General features: G+C 72.7%; 12 protein-coding genes. 10 read left to right on the forward strand and 2 right to left on the reverse strand.

Annotated features, from left to right (window positions below):
* Nucleotides 1-299 precede the first annotated feature (299 nt).
* The 7 genes from ACZ7L1_RS10375 (at nucleotide 300) to ACZ7L1_RS10405 (ending at nucleotide 14,460) form a co-directional block, all read left to right on the forward strand.
* Nucleotides 300-3,569, forward strand: a complete 3,270-nt coding sequence (locus tag ACZ7L1_RS10375) for an FHA domain-containing protein (RefSeq protein ID WP_471435923.1) — start codon at nucleotides 300-302, stop codon at nucleotides 3,567-3,569.
* A gap of 187 nt (nucleotides 3,570-3,756) precedes the next feature.
* The gene (locus ACZ7L1_RS10380) at nucleotides 3,757-5,148 is read left to right on the forward strand and encodes an ABC transporter substrate-binding protein (protein WP_471435873.1); all 1,392 of its coding nucleotides are present in this window, start codon (nucleotides 3,757-3,759) and stop codon (nucleotides 5,146-5,148) included.
* A 7-nt stretch (nucleotides 5,149-5,155) separates the two neighbouring features.
* Nucleotides 5,156-6,499, forward strand: a complete 1,344-nt coding sequence (locus tag ACZ7L1_RS10385) for a carbohydrate ABC transporter permease (protein ID WP_471435875.1) — start codon at nucleotides 5,156-5,158, stop codon at nucleotides 6,497-6,499.
* Complete coding sequence (locus tag ACZ7L1_RS10390) at nucleotides 6,496-7,404, forward strand: carbohydrate ABC transporter permease (RefSeq protein ID WP_471435876.1); 909 nt, start codon at nucleotides 6,496-6,498, stop codon at nucleotides 7,402-7,404. Before ACZ7L1_RS10385 ends, ACZ7L1_RS10390 begins: the two co-directional genes overlap by 4 nt.
* 168 nt (nucleotides 7,405-7,572) lie before the next feature.
* Complete coding sequence (locus tag ACZ7L1_RS10395) at nucleotides 7,573-9,828, forward strand: bifunctional glycosyltransferase/CDP-glycerol:glycerophosphate glycerophosphotransferase (RefSeq protein WP_471435878.1); 2,256 nt, start codon at nucleotides 7,573-7,575, stop codon at nucleotides 9,826-9,828.
* Between the two features lie 226 nt (nucleotides 9,829-10,054).
* Entirely contained in the window at nucleotides 10,055-12,247 is a 2,193-nt protein-coding gene (locus ACZ7L1_RS10400) for a bifunctional glycosyltransferase family 2 protein/CDP-glycerol:glycerophosphate glycerophosphotransferase (RefSeq protein WP_471435879.1), read from the forward strand.
* A gap of 5 nt (nucleotides 12,248-12,252) precedes the next feature.
* Nucleotides 12,253-14,460, forward strand: a complete 2,208-nt coding sequence (locus ACZ7L1_RS10405) for a bifunctional glycosyltransferase/CDP-glycerol:glycerophosphate glycerophosphotransferase (RefSeq protein ID WP_471435881.1) — start codon at nucleotides 12,253-12,255, stop codon at nucleotides 14,458-14,460.
* Nucleotides 14,461-14,532: 72 nt separating this feature from the next.
* Here ACZ7L1_RS10405 and ACZ7L1_RS10410 read toward each other — a convergent pair whose 3' ends face one another.
* Complete coding sequence (locus tag ACZ7L1_RS10410; RefSeq protein ID WP_471435883.1) at nucleotides 14,533-14,946, reverse strand: organic hydroperoxide resistance protein; 414 nt, start codon at nucleotides 14,944-14,946, stop codon at nucleotides 14,533-14,535.
* 130 nt (nucleotides 14,947-15,076) lie between these two features.
* On the opposite strand from ACZ7L1_RS10410, the gene ACZ7L1_RS10415 reads away from it, so the two are divergent.
* Nucleotides 15,077-15,577 (forward strand): MarR family winged helix-turn-helix transcriptional regulator, encoded by a 501-nt coding sequence (locus ACZ7L1_RS10415; protein ID WP_471435884.1) that lies wholly within the window; start codon nucleotides 15,077-15,079, stop codon nucleotides 15,575-15,577.
* Nucleotides 15,578-15,643: 66 nt separating this feature from the next.
* Here the strand turns inward: ACZ7L1_RS10415 and ACZ7L1_RS10420 are convergent, their stop codons facing one another.
* A complete protein-coding gene (locus tag ACZ7L1_RS10420) occupies nucleotides 15,644-17,155 on the reverse strand; it encodes a glycosyltransferase family 39 protein (RefSeq protein WP_471435885.1) in 1,512 nt (503 codons plus the stop codon).
* 244 nt (nucleotides 17,156-17,399) lie between these two features.
* Between ACZ7L1_RS10420 and ACZ7L1_RS10425 the strand changes: the two genes are divergently transcribed.
* Together ACZ7L1_RS10425 and ACZ7L1_RS10430 are read left to right on the forward strand one after the other, a co-directional pair.
* Nucleotides 17,400-18,593 carry a glycosyltransferase 87 family protein gene (locus ACZ7L1_RS10425; RefSeq protein ID WP_471435924.1) on the forward strand — a complete coding sequence of 398 codons (1,194 nt, stop codon included), beginning with the start codon at nucleotides 17,400-17,402 and terminating at the stop codon, nucleotides 18,591-18,593.
* Nucleotides 18,594-18,646: 53 nt separating this feature from the next.
* Entirely contained in the window at nucleotides 18,647-20,251 is a 1,605-nt protein-coding gene (locus tag ACZ7L1_RS10430; protein WP_471435926.1) for a glycosyltransferase family 2 protein, read from the forward strand.
* Nucleotides 20,252-20,296 lie beyond the last annotated feature (45 nt).

Consider the following 20,296-nt stretch of genomic DNA (forward strand, 5'->3'; position numbering starts at 1 on the left):
AGCCGACCAATCAAGATCATTTGACGGTGGAGGGCGGGCGCGCTGTCAGTGGCAGGTGCGAGGATGCATTCCGTACTGGCCGATGTGCTCGTGTGCGGTGGGGGAGTCCGCGGTGGGGGACCGTGGCACGGCTCCTTCCCCGTTCCCGGGCGCCCGCACGCGCGGGAGCCGAAGGGGCGCGTCGGTGTCGAGGGGCGAGCGCGCGGGGCCCGGCGGACCGGGCGCGGTCGTGGTCCCGGCACCGGCTCGTGCGCCCCGTGGGCGACCGCGGACGCAGACAGAAGGGACCGCTGACGGCGATGCAGATCCGGCTGACCGTCGTAGCCCCACCGGCCCCGCCCACGGAGTCACGGGCCCGCGCCGCGGGCTGTGACGTGCTGGTCACCGCGCCCGCCGGGACGGCGCTGGCCGCGGTGGTGTCGGGCCTGGCCTCGGCGGTCGGCGGGGAGGGGGGCCCCTCGCAGCCCGAGCGAGGCCGGGAACCCGGGACAGGCTCGGTGGTGCTGTACGCGGGCACGGAGCGGCTCGACCCGCAGCGCTGCACGCTGGGCGAGCCGCCGCTGCTGGACGGCGCGGTGCTGACCCTGGGCGCGCCCGCGGAGCCGGGCCCCGAGCCGGACGAGGGCGCGGCCCAGCTGCACGTGGTCGCGGGCCCGGACGCGGGCGGCGTCCATCTGCTGCACGGCGGGGTGATCCGGATCGGCCGTTCCGCCGACGCCGACGTGCCGCTGGACGACCCGGACGTCTCCCGGCTGCACTGCGCGGTCACGGTCACCGCGGACGGCCGCGTCTCGGTCGCCGACCTCGGCTCCACGAACGGCACGGTGCTGGACGGCCACCAGGTGACCGACCGCCCGTTGCGCTTCACTCCGGGCGCGCTGCTGCGGCTCGGCGAATCGGCCCTGCGCCTGGTCCCGCCCGGGCAGGCGCGGTCCGTGGGGACGGCTCCGGACGGGGAGGGGCACGTACGGGTGCGGCAGGCGGACGGCCCGGGAGAGCCCACGGATGCGGCGCGGGGTGCGGCCGTGGGGTACGCGCACGCCGAGAGCACCGCCGCCGGGGACGGCCGCACCGGCGGCACCCCTCCGGAGGGACACGGCTCGGGTTCCGCTTTCCGGGACGGGCGCCCCTCCCCCGACAGCGACACGCACCACGGCTTCGGCGTCACCGGGTGGGGCGCGTCCGGCGGGGTGATTCCCGGAGCGCAGGAGCACGATCCCGCGGAACCGCCCCTTCCGGCGCATGCCGTACCGGGGCAGGGAGCGGCGGCCGAGAGCACGCGCAAGGGCACCCCGCTGCGCGGCACGGACGTTCCGCCCGGGCTGCGCAGGCGCGGCGGGCTCACGGCATGGGCACGGCGGCTGACCGGGGGCCGCGGCGAGCAGAGCGGCACCGGACGGGACGGGTGCGAGAAGCGCGGGGACGCCTCCGCGCCGCCGGTGGCCCGGGCGCCCGAGAAGTGGCCGGACCCGGCGGCGCTGCTGCTCACCGCGCTGGGCCCGGGCCCGCGGCTGTGGGAGCGCGGCCCGGGGCACCCGGAGGCGCTCACCGTGCGGCTGGGCACGGCGGACCGGGCGGCACCGGACGGTGCGGGACTGCTGCCGGCGGTGCCGGTGACCGCGGGGCTGCGCGAGGTGGGCGCGCTGGGGCTCGCGGGGCCGCGCGCCCGGCTGGCCGGGCTGACGCGCGCGGTGGTGGCACAGCTGGCCGCGCTGCACTCCCCCGACCTCCTGGAGCTGGTCCTGATCAGCGCCGACCGCGCGCGCCCGCTGCAGGAGCGCACCGCCGACTGGTCCTGGCTCGGCTGGCTCCCCCACCTCCGTCCGGCCCACGGCCAGGACTGCCGCCTGCTGCTGGCCTACGACCGCGAACAGGCGACGGCCCGCACCCAGGAGCTGCTGCGCCGTCTGGAGGACCAGCTGGCGGACCAGGACGGCCCGCCGCCCGCCCCACCGGAGGACCCTTCGCCTCGGGGGGCCACCCACCGCCCCTCCTGGGCGCGGGACGACGCCCACGCGGGGCCGTACTCCGTGCTGGTCGTGGACGGTGACCCCGGCGGCGCCGATGTGCGGGCGGCCGTGGCGCGGCTGGCCCGGGAGGGGACGCGGGCCGGGATCCATGTCGTCTGTCTGGCCGAGGCTCCGGCCGCCTCCCCCGCGTCGCCGGTGGCAAAGACGTACGAGGCGGCGTGCGCGGCCTCGCCGGTGTTCCGGGAGTGCGGGGCCGTCGCGCTGCTGAGCGGTGACGTGGCCACGGCGCTGCGGCTGCTGCGGGTCGCGCCGGGGCAGGGCGCGGACGCCGGGCGCGCACCCGTGGGGCACGGCACGGTCGCCGCCGTGGACGCGGTGTCGGCGGCGTGGGCGGAGCGGTTCGCCCGGGCGCTCGCCCCGCTGCGGACGGACGGCGGCGGTGAGCGGCACGCGCGTGTGTCGGCCCCGTTGCCCCAGACGGCGCGGCTGCTGGACGAGTTGGGGCTGGCCCGGGCCACCCCGGCGTCGCTGATGGCCCGCTGGGCGGACGCGGCGGACGACACCGCGTCACCGGGCGGGCGCGCCTGGGCGGTGCTCGGCGCCGGTCCACGCGGTCCGGTGAGCGTGGACCTCGCCGCCGAGGGACCGCATCTGCTGGTCGAGGGGCCGCCCGGCAGCGGTCGTACGGAACTGCTGCGCGCCCTCGCCGCCTCGCTCGCGTCGGCCGAGCGCCCGGACCGGCTGAGCATCGCACTTGTCGACGGCCGCGACTGCGCGGCGCACGGCAGCGCGGGTGGGGACGGTCTGCGGGTCTGCACGGACCTGCCGCACGTCACGACGTATCTGGCGACCAACGATCCGGTGCGCATGCGGGAGTTCGCGCAGTCGCTGAGCGCCGAGCTGAAGCGGCGGGCGGAACTGCTCGGACGGCTCGGTTTCGCCGAGTGGCACACACGGCAGGAGGTGTCGAGGCGGATCGGACCGCAACGGTCGGGAGGTACGGAGCCGGGGGACCTCGAGAGCCCGCCGAGTGTCACGCTGCGGCTGCGGCCGGCGGCGGCACGGCAGCGGGCGGAGGCGGGTCCGCCGTTGCCGCGGCTGGTGGTGCTGGTCGACGACCTGGACGCGCTGCTGTCCCCGGCGCTCGGCTCCCCGGGCCGCCCGGCGGCCGGGTCGGTCGTACGGGCGCTGGAGGCGGTGGCCCGGGACGGGGAACGGCTGGGTGTGCACCTGGTGGCCGCGTCGGGACCCGGTGGGCGGACGGCTCAGTGGGAGCCTGCCCGGGCGGCCTCGCTGCGGATCGGCCTGGAGGCGGTGACCGCGGGCACGGACGAACCGGGGCCGGGACGCGGGCGGTTGACGCGGGCGGACGGCAGGGGGACACCGTTCCAGGGCGGGCGGATCACGGGACGGATTCCCCGGACGGCGACCGTGCGGCCGACGGTCGTACCGCTGGAGTGGCACCGCATGGGAGATCCGCCGGCACGGCGTCCCGTCCGGGAACTGGGCAACGGGCCGACGGACCTGGCGTTGCTGGCGAGCGCGCTGGAGCGGGCGGCACGGTCGGTGTCGGCGGTGGAGGTGCCTTCGCTTTTGTGACGCCGCCTCCTCCGGCCCCGCCGACTGCCGAGCAGCACCGACAGCTCGCCTGACCGTACGTCACGACGCGATCACAATCGGCCGGTTGACGGTGCAGGCGCTCTTGCCGCCCCGAACCTCCCCGCGTAGACCAGAGCGCACGGACAGCAGCTCGAACGTTCGACGAGGGACGGAGAACGGGGCAGTGATGCGCAGCACGAGCAGCACCATCCGGACACTCAGGGCCGCCAGGACCGCGGCCGCCGTCATCGCGGGAGCACTGGCGCTCACGCTCACCGCGTGCGGCGGAAGCGACGACGACAAGGGCAACAGCGACAAGAGCAGCGGAAGCACACAGACCGGTGGCGCGAGCCTCACCCTCCCGAAGCTGGCCGGGCAGCATCTGGAGGTCGCCGCCGTCTGGACCGGCGGTGAGCAGAAGAACTTCAAGACGGTGCTCGCCGAGTTCGAGAAGCGCACCGGCGCCAAGGTCACCTTCGTGCCCGCCCAGGACCCGATCATCAACTTCCTCGGGTCGAAGATCGCCGGTGGTCAGCCGCCGGACGTCGCACTGCTCCCCCAGCCCGGCGCCATCAGGCAGGCCGTCGACAGGAAGTGGGCCAAGCCGCTCGGCGCCGAGGCGCAGGCGGAGCTCGCCAAGAACTACTCGCAGGGCTGGCAGGACATCGGCAAGGTCGACGGCAAGCAGTACGGCGTGTACTACAAGGCCGCCAACAAGTCCCTGATCTGGTACAACGCAAAGGTCTTCGAGGGGGCGAACGGCAAGGAGCCCAAGACCTGGCAGGAGCTGCTGACAGCGGCGCAGAACATCTACGACTCCGGTGTCACCCCGTTCTCCGTCGGCGGCGCGGACGGCTGGACCCTCACCGACTGGTTCGAGAACGTCTATCTCTCACAGGCAGGCCCGGAGAAGTACGACCAGCTCGCGCAGCACAAGATCAAGTGGACGGACCCGTCCGTCAAGCGGGCCCTGACCACGCTCGCCCAGATCTGGGGCAAGAAGGACTACATCGCGGGCGGCCCGAACGGCGCCCTTCAGACCGAGTTCCCGGCCTCGGTCACCCAGACCTTCACCGGTGGCGACCAGCCGAAGGCCGGCATGGTCTTCGAGGGCGACTTCGCGCAGGTCAACATCGGCGAGACCAAGGCGAAGATCGGCACGGACGCGAAGGTGTTCCCGTTCCCGGCCGTGGGCGCCCAGCCTCCCGTGGTCACCGGCGGTGACGCGGCCGTCATCCTCAAGGACTCCAAGGCGGCTCAGGCGCTGGTCACCTTCCTGGCCTCGCCGGACGCGGCGGCCATCCAGGCGAAGCTCGGCGGCTACCTCTCGCCGAACAAGAACGTCCCGGAGTCCGCGTACCCGAACGCCGTGCAGCAGAAGATGGCCAAGGCGCTGCTCGCGGCCGGTGACAGCTTCCGCTTCGACATGTCGGACCAGGCCCCGCAGGCGTTCGGCGGCACGCCCGGCAAGGGCGAGTGGAAGGACCTCCAGGACTTCCTGAAGAACCCGACGGACGTCGCGGGGACGCAGGCGAAGCTGGAGAAGGACGCGGCGGCGGCGTACGGGAGCGGGAGCTGATCCGCCGATGACATCGGCCACGGCGGCAGGGGCCCCGTCGGCCCCTGCCGCACCCAAGAGCCGCAAGAGCGTGACCGGCACCCGCAGGACCGTGGCAGCGCTGTTCCTGCTGCCCGCACTGGTGCTGCTCGGCGCGCTCGTGGTCTACCCGATCGGGTACTCGGTGATCCGCAGCTTCCTCGACCGCTCCGGTCACTCCTTCGCGGGATTCGACAACTACAGAGCCCTGTTCACGGACGACGGCATCCGCACCGCGCTGAAGAACAACATCATCTGGGTGGTGTTCGCGCCGACGGTGTCGACCGCGCTGGGGCTGGTCTTCGCGGTGCTCACCGAACGGGTGCGCTGGGGGACGGCGTTCAAGCTGGTCGTCTTCATGCCGATGGCGATCTCGATGCTCGCGGCAGGGATCATCTTCCGGCTGGTGTACGACCAGGACCCGGACAAGGGCGTCGCGAACGCGGTGTGGGTGGGCATCCACGACACCTTCGCCCCGTCGTCGGCGTTCCCGAAGGCGCATCCCGGCCGCCAGTCGCCCCTGGAACCGGACCAGGGCGGCTTCATCACGAGGACGACCGTGCACACGGGCGAGTCCGTCGCGCTGCCGCTGGTCGGTGTCGCGCCCGACCAGATGCCGAAGAGCGCGAAGCGGGCGGTGCGGGCCGCAGCCGAGCCGGGGAAGATCACCGGCACGGCCTGGCAGGACTTCACACGCGGCAGGGGCGTGGGGAAGCTCGGCGCGGTGGACCCCTCCGAGCAGGGCTACGCGGGCATGCGGATCGAGGCGGTGAAGAACGGCAGGGTCGTCGCCTCCACCAAGGCGGCCGGCGACGGCACGTTCATGCTGCCCGCAGCCGCGGACGGAGCTCGACTGCGCCTCCCCGCGAGCAACTTCAAGGAGCCGTACAACGGCGTCGACTGGCTCGGCCCGGCGCTCGTCACCCCGGCGGTCATCGGGGCGTACGTGTGGATGTGGGCCGGTTTCGCGATGGTGCTGATCGCGGCGGGGCTCGCGGGCGTGCCGCGGGAACTGCTGGAGGCGGCGCGCGTGGACGGCGCGAACGAGTGGCAGGTGTTCCGCCGGGTCACCGTGCCGCTGCTGGCGCCGGTGCTGGCGGTGGTCACCGTCACGCTGATGATCAACGTGCTGAAGATCTTCGACCTGGTCTTCATCATCCCGCCGGGCTCCTCGCAGGACGACGCCGACGTCCTCGCCCTGGAGCTGTACCGCAAGGGCTTCTCCGAGGACCAGCCGGGCGTCGCGAGCGCGATCGCGGTGTTCCTTCTGCTGCTCGTCATCCCGGTGATGCTGTTCAACATCCGCAGGCTGAGGCGGGAGGTACGACGATGACCACGCAGGTCGGACGTCTGACCAAGGCGGCCCCGGTCACCGTCGCCAAGGCCAGGCGGTCCCTCGGGGCGCGGATGGCGGAGGGCGTAGGCGGGGGACTGCTGCGCGTCTTCCTCATCCTCGTCGGGCTGTTCTGGCTGGTGCCGACGATCGGTCTGCTCCTCGCCTCGCTGCGCAAGCCGGAAGACATGAACGCCTCCGGCTGGTGGACCGTCTTCAGCAAGCCCTCGCAGCTGACGTTCGACAGCTACCAGAAGCTGCTGGAGAACAGCGACATCACCAACTCCCTGCTGAACACGGTCCTGATCACCGTCCCCGCGACGATCCTGGTCGTCGTCATCGGCTCCCTCGCGGGCTACGCCTTCGCCTGGATGGAGTTCCCGGGCCGTGACTGGTGGTTCCTGGGCGTGGTCGGCCTGCTGGTGGTGCCCGTGCAGGTGGCGCTGATCCCGATCGCCGAACTGTTCGGGAAGATCGGCCTGTTCGGCACGGTGCTCGGCGTGATCCTCTTCCACACCGGTTTCGGCCTGCCCTTCGCGGTGTTCCTGCTGCGGAACTTCTTCGCGGAGATCCCCCGGGAACTGCTGGAGGCGGCTCGTCTCGACGGCGCGGGCGAGCTGCGGCTGTTCGCCCGGGTCGTGATGCCGCTCGGCGGCCCGGCGATCGCGAGCCTCGGCATCTTCCAGTTCCTGTGGGTGTGGAACGACATGCTGGTCGCGCTGGTGTTCACCAAGTCGGGCACGCAACCGATCACGGTCGCGTTGCAGACCCAGGTCCGCCAGTTCGGCAACAACATCGACGTTCTGGCACCCGGCGCGTTCATCTCGATGGTGATCCCGCTGGCCGTGTTCTTCGCCTTCCAGCGGCAGTTCGTGTCCGGCGTCATGGCGGGCGCCGTGAAGTAGGGCGATCCGTACGGCGGTTCGTCGGGGTGGACCGGCAGCACGGTCCACCCTTCGCCGTTCACCGGGGGTTTCCCACGGCGGTCCCCCACATGCCGCACTCCGCGTAACCAAACCACTCCATCGGACGTTTTCGGGCAGGTTGTCCGCGCCGATCCCCATGGATGCTCTTTGCCCAGGTTCAGTGTCATCGTCCCCGCGTACAAGGTTCAGGCGTACCTGGAGGAATGCCTCACATCCGTGCTGGAGCAGTCGTTCTCCGACGTCGAGGTGATCGCCGTCGACGACAGCTCGCCCGACGCCTGCGGGGCGATCATCGACGAGTTCGCCGCCCGTGACACCCGCGTCCGCCCCCTGCACCTGCCCCGCAACGTGGGCCCCGGGCCCGCTCGCAACGCGGGCCTGAAGGAGGCGAGGGGCGACTACCTGCTCTTCCTGGACGGCGACGACACCCTGACCCCGCACGCACTGAGAGACATCGCCGACCGGCTGAAGGAGACCTCCGACCCGGACGTCCTGGTCTTCGACCACGCACGCACGTACTGGACCGGGAAGACCGTCCGCAACCAGCTCGCCGGCCTGCTCACCGAACAGGGCCCGGCCCCCTTCCGTCTGGACGACCGCCCCGGCGTGCTGTCGCTTCCGACGGTGGCCTGGAACAAGGCGTACCGCCGGGAGTTCGTGGAGCGGGAGGGCTTCGCCTTCCCGCCGGGCTCCTACGAGGACACGCCGTGGACGTACCCGGTGCTGCTGACCGCCGAGACGATCGCCACCCTCGACCGGGTCTGCGTCCACTGGCGCCGGCGCCGCCGGGGCGGCACCCTCGGCACCACCGGCCGCGGGCGCTTCGACGTCTTCGACCAGTACGACCGGGTCTTCGCGCACCTCGACGCGCACCCGGAGCTGGCCCGCTGGCGGCCGGTGCTGTTCCACCGCATGGCCGACCACCTGGCCGCGATCCTCGCCCGGCGCAGCCGGCTGCCGGGCACCTGCCGCGCCGAGTTCCTGCGCCTGGCCCGCGCCCACTACCGCCGCCACCGCGTCCCGGGCGCCCCCTTCCGGCTGCGCCACCTGCTGATCCGCTTCGGCAGCCACCGCACCCACCGCCTGCTGTCCCTGGCCTCCCGTCTCGCACGCGCGGCCCGGCGCACGGTCGCCGGGTCGAGCCGCCGCCTGGCCGCCACAGCCCTCCAGGCGCACTACCGCATCCAGCTCCGCCTGCCCCTGCGCGCCGACCGGGCCGTCTTCACCCGTGACGAGGGCGGCCGCTACGGCTGCAACCCGGCCGCCCTGGAGTCGGCGTTCCGCAACCTGGTCCCACAGATCCGCACCGCCTGGATCGCCCGCCCCGAGCACCACCACACCGTCCCGGTGGCCACCCGCCGGCTGCGGCCCGGCTCGGCCGCGTACTGGACGGCGCTGGCCCGGTCCAAGTACCTGGTCCACAACGCCGACTTCGACCCCCGTATGGTCAAGCGCCCGGGCCAGATCCTCGTCCAGACCCGGCAGGGCACCCCGCTCAAGCGCATGGGCCTGGACCTCCAGGACCGTCCGGCCGCCGCGCGCGACACGGACTTCGCGCGGATGTTGCGCACCGCCGACACCTGGGACTACGTCGTCTCCGGCAACCGCCACTCCACCCTCGTCTGGGAGCGTGTGTTCCCGTCCGGCTTCACCACGCTGGAGTACGGGCAGCCCCGCAACGACGTCTTCGCCCGGGCCGCATCCGCGGACGTGGCCCGGCTGCGGCAGACGTTCGGCATCCCCGAGGACTCGGTGGCGATCCTGTACGCGCCGACGTACCGCGACTACCGCCGCGGCCACCGCCCCGGTCTCGACCTGGAGCGCCTGCTGCGCCGGCTGGGGCCACGGTTCGTGCTGCTCACCCGGGCGCACCCCGCCTGCGCCGGGCCGCTGGCGCGGACGGTGGAGGGGCGGGTCATCGACGTCACCGGTCATCCGAGTGTGGAGTCGGTGTGCCTGGCCTCGGACGCCCTGGTCACCGACTTCTCCGCGCTGATGTTCGACTACGCCAACCTTGACCGGCCGATCATCGTGTACGCGGACGACTGGGAGGCGTACGAGGCGGCCCGCGGCACCTACTTCGACGTCCGTGCCTTCCCGCCGGGTCCGGTCGCCCACGACGAGGACGACCTGATCGACATCTTCGCGACCGGCCACTGGTGCGGCTCACGCTCGGAGCAGCGGCGGGCCGCGTTCCGCAAGCGGTTCTGCCCCTACGACGACGGACGCGCCGCCGAACGGATCGTGCGCCGGGTGGTGCTCGGGGAGAACGCCTGGCAGCCGGCGGTCGTGCCGCTGTCACACCGCCGCCCGGTCCCGTCCGCCGCCGCGGGGCTGCCGGTCCCGCCGCTCGCCTCGGTCCGGGTGCCCGGCCCGGGCCTGCCGGTCACCGAACGCCTCTGATCCCCTGACCCCGGAGTCCTCCATGCCGCGCAGGCCCGTCCCGACCCTCCCTCCGGTTCCCGGCTCCTCCCCCACTCTCGACTTCGCTCGGGCGGGGGGACCCCCACGATCAGGGGGGACCCCCGTCATCGCCTGGCGCCCCGCCGGACGGCCGGGGCGCTGACGCTCGCGTACACCCGACGCACCGGCCCCGCCGCAGGAACCGGAGCCCGAGAGAAAGAGCAGAATGGCCCGCTTCAGCATCATCGTCCCCGCCTCCGGAGTCGCGGGCCGTCTGTCCCAGGCGCTGGACTCGGTCCTCGCCCAGTCCTTCGGCGACTTCGAGCTGATCCCGGTCTGCGACGCACCCGACTCACCCGCGGGGGCGGTCGCCGCCGCGTACGCCGAGCGGCACAGCAGGGTGGCCCCGCTCACCTCGCCGCCCTCCGGCGGCCCGGGTGTGGCCCGCACGGCCGGGATGTGGGCGGCTACGGGGACGTATCTGCTGTTCCTGGACAGCGACGACGTCCTGGTGCCCGGCGCGCTGTCGGCGATCGACGCGCGTCTGAGGACGACCCGCGACGTGGACGTCCTCTACTTCGCCCACGAGCGGGCGCACTGGTGGGACCCCGAGACCTCCGCGCCGCCGCTCGGCCGGGCGCCGGACGGGGCGTTCGCCCCCGGGCAGGCGCCGGAGCTGACGGGGGTGGCCGTGCCCGTGTGGAGTGCCGCCTACCGGCGGGCCTTCGTCACCGGGCACCGGCTCGCCTTTCCCGCCGGCCACTTCACCGACATCGGCTGGGGCGGACTGGTCACCCTCGCCGCCGAGCGCCTCGCGGTGCTGCGCACGGTGTGCGTCCGGCATCTGGTGCGCCGGCAGGGCATCCGGCCGCACACCACTGGTGAGCACCAGTTCGATCTGCTGGACCAGGTGGAGCGGGTGCTCGTACGGGCCGCCGAACTCGGTCTGCCCGCCGACCGGGCGCGACCGCTGTTCGAGCAGCTGTTCTCCGCGGTGCTGCGGACGGCCGCGCATCCGGAGGCGCTGCCCGCGCACCGCCGCCGGGCGTTCTTCCGGCAGGCCGGCCGCCTCCACCGACGCCACCGCCCGACCGGGTTCCGGCCGCCGGCGGGGAGCCTCGGCGTGCAGCACCGGCTGCTCGCGTCCGGCGCCTACGGCGCGTTCCGGACGCTGCGGGCCGCCAACCAGAGCGTGGCGAAGGCCACCAGGAAGGCGCCCCTGCCGCACCGGCCGCGCACCCGCGCCCGCTACACACTCCAGCTGCGCCGCCCGCTCGATCCGAACCTCGCCGTGTACTGCGCCTACTGGGGCCGCGGCTACGCCTGCAACCCGGCCGCGATCCACGCCAAGGCCCGCCAACTCGCCCCGCACATCCGTTCGGTATTCCTCGTCGAGCCGGACGCGGTGGGCAGCGTGCCGAAGGACGTCGAGTACGCGGTGATCGGCAGCCGCGCCTACTGGGACGTGCTGGCCCGCGCCAAGTACCTGATCAACAACGCGAACTTCGCCGACGACGTGGTCAAGCGCCCCGGCAGCGTGCACCTGCAGACCCAGCACGGCACCCCGCTGAAGAAGATGGGCGTCGACCAGTCGTCCCACCCCGTGGTCGCGGCGTCCACCGGCAGCTTCGCCAAGCTGCTCGCGCGCATGGACCGCTGGGACTACAACCTCTCCTCCAACCGGCACTCCACCGAGATGTGGGAGCGCGCGTTCCCGGGCGCGTACGAGACGCTGGAGTACGGCTATCCGCGCAACGACGTCTACTACACGGCGACCGCCGACGACGTCGCCCGCGTCCGCCGTGAACTCGGCGTCCCCGAGGGAAAGACAGCCGTCCTCTACGCGCCGACGCACCGCGATCACAGCACCGGCTTCGACACGGCGCTCGACCTGGAGGCGTTCTGCGACGAGATCGGGGACGACTTCGTGGTGCTGCTGCGCGCCCACTACTTCTACGACCGGGGTGCGGCCCGGGCCTCCGGCCGCGTCATCGACGTCACCCGGCACCGCTCCTCGGAGGACGTCTGCCTGGCCGCCGACGCACTGGTCACCGACTACTCGTCGATCATGTTCGACTACGCCAACCTGGACCGCCCGATCGTCGTGTACGCCGACGACTGGGATGTCTACCGGGAGATCAGGGGCGTCTACTTCGACCTGATTCAGGCGCCACCGGGCCGGGTGGTGCGCACCCCGGAGGAGCTGGCGGCCGTCTTCCGCGACGGCTCCTTCGCGGACGCGGAGGCCAGGGCCGTGCGGGCCGCCTTCCGGCAGCGTTTCTGCCAGTTCGACGACGGGCGTGCCGCCGAACGCGTCGTGCGCCGGGTGCTGCTGGGCGAGCCGCCCGCGTCGATCCCGCCCGTGATCCCGCTCGCCGAGCGCATCCCGGCCCCGGCCCCTGCCCTGGTGAGGAGCTGACCGCCGTGCCCCGCTTCAGCATCATCGTGCCCGTCTTCAAGGTGCAGGGCTTCCTGCGCGAGTGCCTGGACTCGGTCCTCGCGCAGTCGTACACCGACTTCGAGGTGATCGCCGTCGACGACCGCTCCCCCGACGGCTGCGGGGCGATCCTCGACGAGTACGCCGCCCGCGATCCGCGCGTGCGGGTGCTGCACCTGCCGGAGAACGTCGGACTCGGCCGGGCCCGAAACGCCGGACTGCCGCACGCCGGCGGGGACTTCCTGCTGTTCCTCGACAGCGACGACACGCTGACCCCGGGCGCGCTGCGCGCGATCGCCGACCGGCTGGAGGAGACCGGGGACCCGGACGTGCTGGTCTTCGACTACGCCCGCACCTACTGGTGGGGCGGCACCCGCCGCAACGTGCTGGCCCGGATCCTCGCCGAGAGCGGCGAGGGCACCTTCACCGCGGCCGAGCGGCCCGAAATCCTGGAACTGCTGATGGTGGTGTGGAACAAGGCGTACCGCCGGGACTACGTCACCGAGCACGGCTTCGCCTTCCCGCCGGGCTACTACGAGGACACGCCCTGGACGTTCCCCGCCCTGCTCAGCGCGCGGCGGATCGCGACCCTCGACCGGATCTGCGTCAGCTACCGGCAGCGCCGCCAGGGCAACATCCTGTCCACCACCAGCCGCAAGCACTTCGACGTCCACGACCAGTACCAGCGGGTCTTCGCGTACGTCGACGCCCATCCGGAGCTGACCTCCTGGCGGCCGTACCTGCGCCGCAAGATGGGCGAGCACTGTCTGGACATCCTCGCCAAGCCGGACCGCCTGCCCGCCTGCGACAAGGGAGAGTTCTTCCGCCGTACGGCCGAACTGTTCCGCGCCCACGGCAGAGGGGAACCGGCCCCGCCGGAGCTGCGCGTGCTGGAGGGAAGCTACGCCGGCTACCTGCTCGGGCGGCGGGCCGCCACCGTCGGCGGCGCGCTCGGCCGGCGCCGACGGCAGGCGCGCGCGGTCGTGGCGGGGCGGGTCAAGCGCGGCTGGTCCTGGGCGCACGAGCGGCGGCCCCTGGATCCGAACCTGGCCGTCTACTCGGCGTTCTCGCACCGCGGCGTCCTCGGCGACCCGGCCGCGATCCACCGCGCGGCACGCGACCTCGCCCCGCACATCCGCGGCGTGTGGGTGGTGCGCGCGGACCAGGTGGAGCACCTGCCGCCGGACATCGAGTACGTGCTCCCGGGCTCCCTCGGCCATCTGCGGGTCAGCGCGCGGGCCACGTACTTCGTCAACAACGTGAACTGGCCCAGCACCCTGGACAAGCGCCCGGGAAGCGTCCACATCCAGACCCACCGGGGCACCCCGCTGAAGTACATGGGAGCCGACCTGCGGGACAAGCCGGGTGCCCGGCTGGGGCTCGACGTGCCGCAGATGCTGTGGCGCGCCGACCGCTGGGACTACAGTCTGGTCGCCAATCGCCACTCCGAACTGGTGTGGGACCGCGCCTACCCCTGCGACTTCACCTCGGTGCGCAGCGGCAGCCCCCGCAACGACGTCCTCGTGGACGCCAAGCCCGGCGACGGGGCCGCCTTCCGGTTCCGGCACGGCATCCCGGAGGACCACACGGTGGTGCTGTACGCGCCGACCCGCCGCGACTACGTCCGCGGTGGTCATATCGAGCGCTTCGACCTGGCCCGGTTCGCCGAGGACCTGGGCGAGGGCCACACCCTCGTCGTACGGCTGCACCCCTCACTGGCGGACGGGCCGGCGCGCGGGACAGGCCTGACCGAGCTGCACCGGCGGGGCGTGCTGGTCGACGCCACCGACGAGCCGCACGTCGAGGAGGTGATGCTCGCTTCGGACGCCCTGGTCACCGACTACTCGGCCCTGATGTTCGACTACGCCAACCTGGACCGGCCGATCGTCGTGCACGCCGACGACTGGGGTGCGTTCCGGGCGAGCCGGGGCGCCTACTTCGACATCACGGAGGAGGCGCCGGGGCATGTCTCGCGCTCGTACCGGGAGCTGGCGTGGCTGTTCGCCTCCGGGTGCTGGCGGGACGAGGACTCGGCGCGGTTGCGCGCGGGGTTCCGGGCGCGGTTCTGCGCGTTCGACGACGGGCGGGCGGCCGAGCGTGTGGTGCGCACACTGATGCTGGGCGAGCCGGACATCCAGGCGTCGGTGCCGGCACCGGCGGTGGGCGACAGCCAGGCGCTGACGACGTCGCCGTGAACGCCCGCGGCCTCGTACGCCGGGAGAGTGCGTACGAGGCCGTGAACCGGGCGGTCGTCAGTCGGGCGGGTACTACTCGATGACGAGCTCGACCGAGATGTTGCCGCGCGTGGCGTTGGAGTAGGGGCAGACCTGGTGGGCCTGCTCGACCAGCTTGCGGCCGGTCTCCTGGTCCACGGTGTCCGGCAGCTCGACGCGCAGGGTGACCGCGAGCGCGAAGCCCTCGCCCTGCTTGCCGATGCCGACCTCGGCGGTCACGGCGGCGTCGCTGACGTCCGCCTTGGCCGCCCGGCCGACGAGACCGAGCGCGCTGCCGAAGCAGGCCGCGTAACCGGCGGCGAACAGCTGCTCGGGGTTGGTGCCCTCGCCGTTGCCGCCCAGCTCCACCGGCGGGGCCAGCTTGAGGTCGATCTTGCCGTCGGAGGAGACGGCGCGGCCCTCACGGCCGTGGGTGGCGGTGGCGACAGCGGTGTAGAGCGCGTCCATGGAAAACCATCCCTCTCGAAGTCACACGGCGGCCGGTCCGTTGCTGACCCGGGGCCGCCTTACGCAGACAAGTAGAGCACACGATTCAGTTGTGCACAACTAAATGACGGGCAGGAGCTACCCTGTCTGCATGACGACCACCCGGACCCCCCGTACGGAGGCGACCTCCGCGGCCGAGGAATACCTGCGCCTGGACCGCCAGATCTGCTTCTCGCTGCACGCCGCCTCGCGCGCCTTCAACGGCGTCTACCGCGTCGCCCTGAAGGACCTGGGGCTCACCTACCCGCAGTACCTGGTGATGCTGGTGCTGTGGGAACACGGGGAGCTGCCGGTGAAGAAGCTCGGCGAGCATCTGCGACTGGACTCCGGGACGCTCTCCCCCCTGCTGAAGCGGCTGGAGGCGGCGGGCCTGGTGCGGCGGGAGCGCAGCACGCGGGACGAGCGGTCCGTGCACATCCACCTCACGGACGAGGGCACGGCACTGAAGGAACGCGCGCTGCTGGTGCCGCGCCGGATCGCCGCCGCGACGGGCTTGGAGCTGACGGAGATCACCGAACTGCGCGACCGCCTCGACCAGCTGACCCGCACCCTGGACGCGGCGGCACTGGACGAGACCCCTGGCTGCGCGTAGGGCCTCGCGTTCGTATCACGCCGGTTCGGGGGGATCCCTGGTCCTGCATGATCCCGACGAAAGACCCTAGTGCCCCGGCGGCACCTGGCGGCGTACGTAGAGTCGAAGTGTGAGGTGGGGGCGCACGTACTCCTCGCGGGTGACGAAGTCGCGCTTCACGACCGCGAGTTTGGCGCGGTCCGTGGCGTTCCAGGGAGTCCACGAGGGGTCCAGCGCGTACCGCTCGGTGACCACCCAGACGTACCTGAGCCCCTCCAGCCGCCGCCGCAGTTCCCCGGGGCCGACCTCCCGTCCGTACAGCGTCCCGCTCTCGGCGGCCGACGCGCCCAGCGCCACATCCCGGACACCCAGGAACCCGGCCGGATAGGCGAGCGCCGACCGCCGCTCCAGCGAGGGCAGGAACAACACGGGATCCCCGGACCGCACCCGCCGCGCCACGGCCGCGGAGACGGCCGCGAGATCGTCGGGCCGGTGCGCGGCCCGACGATCGGCCCGGAGCAGGGGCAACTGCACGAGGAAGACACAACAGACGGCCACGACCCCCAGCAGGGCAACACCGTTGCCATACAGCCGACGGTCGGTGTGCGCCCACCCACCGAGCCGCAGCCTCCGCACCAGCCCGGCCACCCGCTCCGCCCCGGCCGCCGCCAGCAACGGCACCCCGGCCAGCGAATACAGTACATACCGGTCGTAGTACAACGGCCGGAACTGCGACACCCCCATCAGTACCGCCGGCGGAATCACCAGCAGCGGCCCCGCCACTCCCGCGAGGGAAACCCGCCGCGGCAACGGCGCCAGAGCCCCCATCAACGCCAGCCCCAGACACGGCACGAGCACCCGGGGCGACGGCCCGAAGAACCGCCCCACCAGCCCCCGTACGCTGCGCGCGTCCGGCGCCGTCAGCCACGCCACCTGCTCCGCCTGCCCCCGGGACACCAGCACCAGCGGCAACAGCACCACCACGGCGGCCCCGGCCGCACTCCCCCACCGAAGCCACACCCGCCCCGGCACCCGCGCCAACGCCAACGTGCAGGCGTGCGCCGACAGCATCAGCGCCGCGAACTCGTGCAGTACGCAGGTGACGGCGACGACCACCCCGTACGGCCACCACCTCCCGCCCTCCACGGCCCGCACGAGCAGCAGGGTCGCCCCCGCCACCCCGGCCGCGACCAGTGCGTAGGAGCGCCCTTCCTGCGCGTAGTGCCCGGCCATCGGCGTGACCGCGTAGAGCAGCCCCGCCCACAGCCCCACGCGCGGCCGCCCGAGGCGCACTCCCAGCGCGGCGACCAGACCCGCCGCCGCGGCCGCCCCGCACACCGAGGGCAGCCGCAGCAGCACCTCGCCGGGGTGGAGGGCCAGGACCGGGTGCATCAGCAGGTAGTACAGGCCGTGCACCGCGTCCACGCTCCGCAGCAGATGCCAGATCTGCGGCAGTGAGCGGCGCGCCACCTGGAACGTGGCCGCCTCGTCACGCCACATGCCGTCACGGTCCAGCCCCCACAGCCCGAGCGTGAACATGACCACAACGGGCACGAGGACAGCGATGCGCTCCTCGCGCCTCATCGGTGACCGGCTCATGCCCGCATTCAACATGTACGGGTTTTGTGTGATTAAACAACTTTTGCCCTGAGTTGACGCTGTATCCACCACATGCGCCATGCAGACGGCCTACCATCCGGGCTTGATGAGTGCCTTGAAGACTGCCCTGGAACGCCCGGCGACCAGACCGGCACCCCTTTTCCCGCCGCCCTCCTGGAAGAGGGTGCGCCGGACGGATCGGTTGCTTCTGCTCGCCGTCGGCTGGCTCGCCACCCGTGCCCTGATGCTCTGGCTTCTCGCCCACGACCAGTACCCGCTGCTCGGCCGGGGCGGGGTCGCGAAGGAGGTCTGGAAGCTCTACTTCCACTGGTACGGCATCCTCCGGCACGGAGCCTTCCCCTCCGGAGACCACCTGTGGCAGTACCCACCGGGCGCCGGCGCGGTGCTCCTGTCGCCCGCGCTGCTGCCGGGGCTGACCTACTTTCAGGCGTTCGTGGTCATCACGCTGTTCACGGACGCCTTGGTCACGCTCGCCCTCGCGTACGCGGGCACCCGCCGGGGCCGCTCGCTGCGCGGCGCGGCGCTGTGGATCGCCGGTCTGCCGCTGCTGCTGCACATCCCGCTCGTCCGGTACGACGTCCAGGTCACCGCCTTCGCCGTCGTCTCGCTGCTCATGGTGGGGCGCTCCGCGCGCCTGGGTGGCGCGTTCGCGGCCCTCGGCGCCCTGGTGAAGGTATGGCCGGCGCTGGCGCTCATCGGCACGCCGCGAGGCCGCGGCACCCGCCAGGCGTGGACGACGGCGGCCGTCACCGCGGTGACACTGCTCGCCGTGGTCGCGGTCCTGTTCCGCAACCCGTTCGACTTCCTGCGCCAGCAGGGCGGCCGGGGCGTGCAGATCGAGTCGTTGGGCGGCACGGTGCTGATGCTGGCGCGCCGGGCCGGCTGGTCGGGCACCACCCGCTACCAGTACGGCGCCGTGGAGTTCGTCGGCCCGCATGTGCGCGCGGTCGCCGAATGCTCGCTCGCGCTGACCGCGGTCGCCTTCGCGCTGCTGCTGCTGTGGCGGCTGCGTGCCCGCCGCTGGACGCCGGCGACCCCGTACGACGCGGCGCTGACGGCCGTGCTGCTGTTCACGGTGACGAGCCGGGTGATCAGCCCCCAGTACATGATCTGGCTGGTCGGGCTCGCCGCCGTCTGTCTGACCACACGGCACACCACTCAGCGCCCGGTGGCCTGGCTCATCCTGGCGGCGACCGCGATCAGCGCCGTGGTGTACCCCGCCTTCTACGGGGAGGTGATCAGCTCCACCTGGAGGGGCTGTCTGCTCATGCTGACCCGCAACGGACTGCTGACCACCGCGGCGGTCATGTCGTTCGTCCGCCTGTGGCGCTCCGGGCGCGCGGTGCCGCAGCGAGAGAACTCGGAAGCCCCCGCAGGGAAGGACCGGGTCCCCGCCCTCTCCCCCACAGGGGGTTAAGGGCCACTTAACAGATCATTACCGGCTGCCCGTATTCTCGGCTCGTGGAAGCCATGGGTCACCCTCACGATGCACAGGTCAGCGTCGTCGTCATCGGATACGACGACGCCGCCCATGTGACAGACGCGATCCGTTCGGCCCTCGCGCAGGGCGGGGTCGTCCGCGAAGTGATCGCGGTCGACGACTGCTCGTCGGACGGCAGCGCCGAGCTGCTGCATGCCCTGGCGGCCGAGGAGCCTCGCGTCAGGGTGATCAGCCGGACCACCAACAGCGGCGGCTGCGGCACCCCGCGCAACGACGGGATCGAGGCGGCGACCGCCCCGTACGTCATGTTCCTGGACAGCGACGACGTGCTGCCGCCGGGCGCGGTGGACGCGCTGCTCATGGCGGCCGTCGCACACGGCACCCAGCTCGCCGCCGGCCTGTGTGTGCGCCGCGAGCTGCCCTCGGGCCGCGAGGTGCCCTGGCAGCCGGAGCTGTACGAGCGGGCCGCGGTGGTCTCCCACCCCTCCCGGCGCCCCCGCATGGCCCACGACACGCTCTGCGTCAACAAGCTGTACCGCACCGACTTCCTGCGTGAGCACGGCATCCGCTTCCCCGACGGCCGCTTCCATTACGAGGACTTCGTCTTCAGCGCGCGCGTGCTGGCCGCAGGCCCGAGCATCGCCGTGATCCCCGACACCGTGTACGTCTGGCACGTGCGCCGCTCCGCCCAGCGCCTGTCCATCTCCCTCGCCCGCGCCGACATCGAGAACTGGAAGGCGCGCATGGAGGCGACCCGGCAGTCGCATGAGATCCTGCTGGGCGCCGGCGAGAAACAGCTGGCGCGGGCGGCCCGCACCACCTTCCTGGACCGGGGCTTGCGCATGTACACGCGGGAGCTGCCGTTGCGCGACGAGGAGTACCGCAAGGAGTGGTGGCGGCTCACGCGCGCGTACCTCGAGGAATTCGAGGCGGCCGACTTCGCGCAGGCGTCCGTGCCGGGGCGAGTCGTCGCGCAGGTGGTGCTCGCCTCCGAACGGCCGCGCGACCTGTCCCGGCTCAAGGAGCTGGCGGCCCGCCCGGCGCGGCTGATCCCTCCGTACGCGAGGACGGAGGACGGCAGTCCCGTCTGGTCAGACGACCTGCCGCAGGTCCGGCTCGAGCACCTGCTGCACCGCCCCATGGAGCACCTGCCGGTCAGCGTCAACGCGGAACTGCGCCCCGGTGCGCGTGCCGGCCGGCTGCGGCTGCGCCTGCACGAGCTGTACGGGCGGGTGGAGAACGCGCGTCCGGCCCGGGTGGACGTGGAGTTCGTGCTCCGGGAGGACGAGAAGCGGGTGGGGCTGTCCACCACGGCCGAGCTGCGGAAGGACCCGGACTCCGCCGGCTGGACGGCCGAGACACCGGTGGACCTGGCGGCGCTCGGCGCGGGAACCTGGGACCTGAAGCTGACACTCCGCTTCGATGACGGAACGAGCCGTGAAACCGCGCCGCACGCCGTCGCGGGCGCCGGCCTGCTGCGCCGCCAGGCGGTGCCGAGCCTGAGGCACGGCGTGCTGCTGGTGCAGCCGTACGCTACGCACTCGGGAGCGCTGGCGCTGAGGGTCGCGTCGGGAGTGCGAGGTGTGACATCGGTCGCGCGGCGCAGGCTCCGTCGCCTGATTCACTTGAGGTGAAGGACGGCAGGTGAACTCCACCTGCTTCACTGAAGTGGCAGCAAG

The organism is Streptomyces sp. NPDC107546, assembly GCF_055639175.1.

Excerpts from the sequence above, each read along its gene's own strand:
- ACZ7L1_RS10375 (WP_471435923.1), top strand. The coding sequence starts at position 300 with ATGCAGATCCGGCTGACCGTCGTAGCCCCACCGGCCCCGCCCACGGAG.
- ACZ7L1_RS10380 (WP_471435873.1), top strand. The coding sequence starts at position 3,757 with ATGCGCAGCACGAGCAGCACCATCCGGACACTCAGGGCCGCCAGGACC.
- ACZ7L1_RS10385 (WP_471435875.1), top strand. The coding sequence starts at position 5,156 with ATGACATCGGCCACGGCGGCAGGGGCCCCGTCGGCCCCTGCCGCACCC.
- ACZ7L1_RS10390 (WP_471435876.1), top strand. The coding sequence starts at position 6,496 with ATGACCACGCAGGTCGGACGTCTGACCAAGGCGGCCCCGGTCACCGTC.
- ACZ7L1_RS10400 (WP_471435879.1), top strand. The coding sequence starts at position 10,055 with ATGGCCCGCTTCAGCATCATCGTCCCCGCCTCCGGAGTCGCGGGCCGT.
- ACZ7L1_RS10410 (WP_471435883.1), bottom strand. The coding sequence starts at position 14,946 with ATGGACGCGCTCTACACCGCTGTCGCCACCGCCACCCACGGCCGTGAG.
- ACZ7L1_RS10415 (WP_471435884.1), top strand. The coding sequence starts at position 15,077 with ATGACGACCACCCGGACCCCCCGTACGGAGGCGACCTCCGCGGCCGAG.
- ACZ7L1_RS10420 (WP_471435885.1), bottom strand. The coding sequence starts at position 17,155 with ATGAGCCGGTCACCGATGAGGCGCGAGGAGCGCATCGCTGTCCTCGTG.
- ACZ7L1_RS10425 (WP_471435924.1), top strand. The coding sequence starts at position 17,400 with ATGCTCTGGCTTCTCGCCCACGACCAGTACCCGCTGCTCGGCCGGGGC.
- ACZ7L1_RS10430 (WP_471435926.1), top strand. The coding sequence starts at position 18,647 with ATGGGTCACCCTCACGATGCACAGGTCAGCGTCGTCGTCATCGGATAC.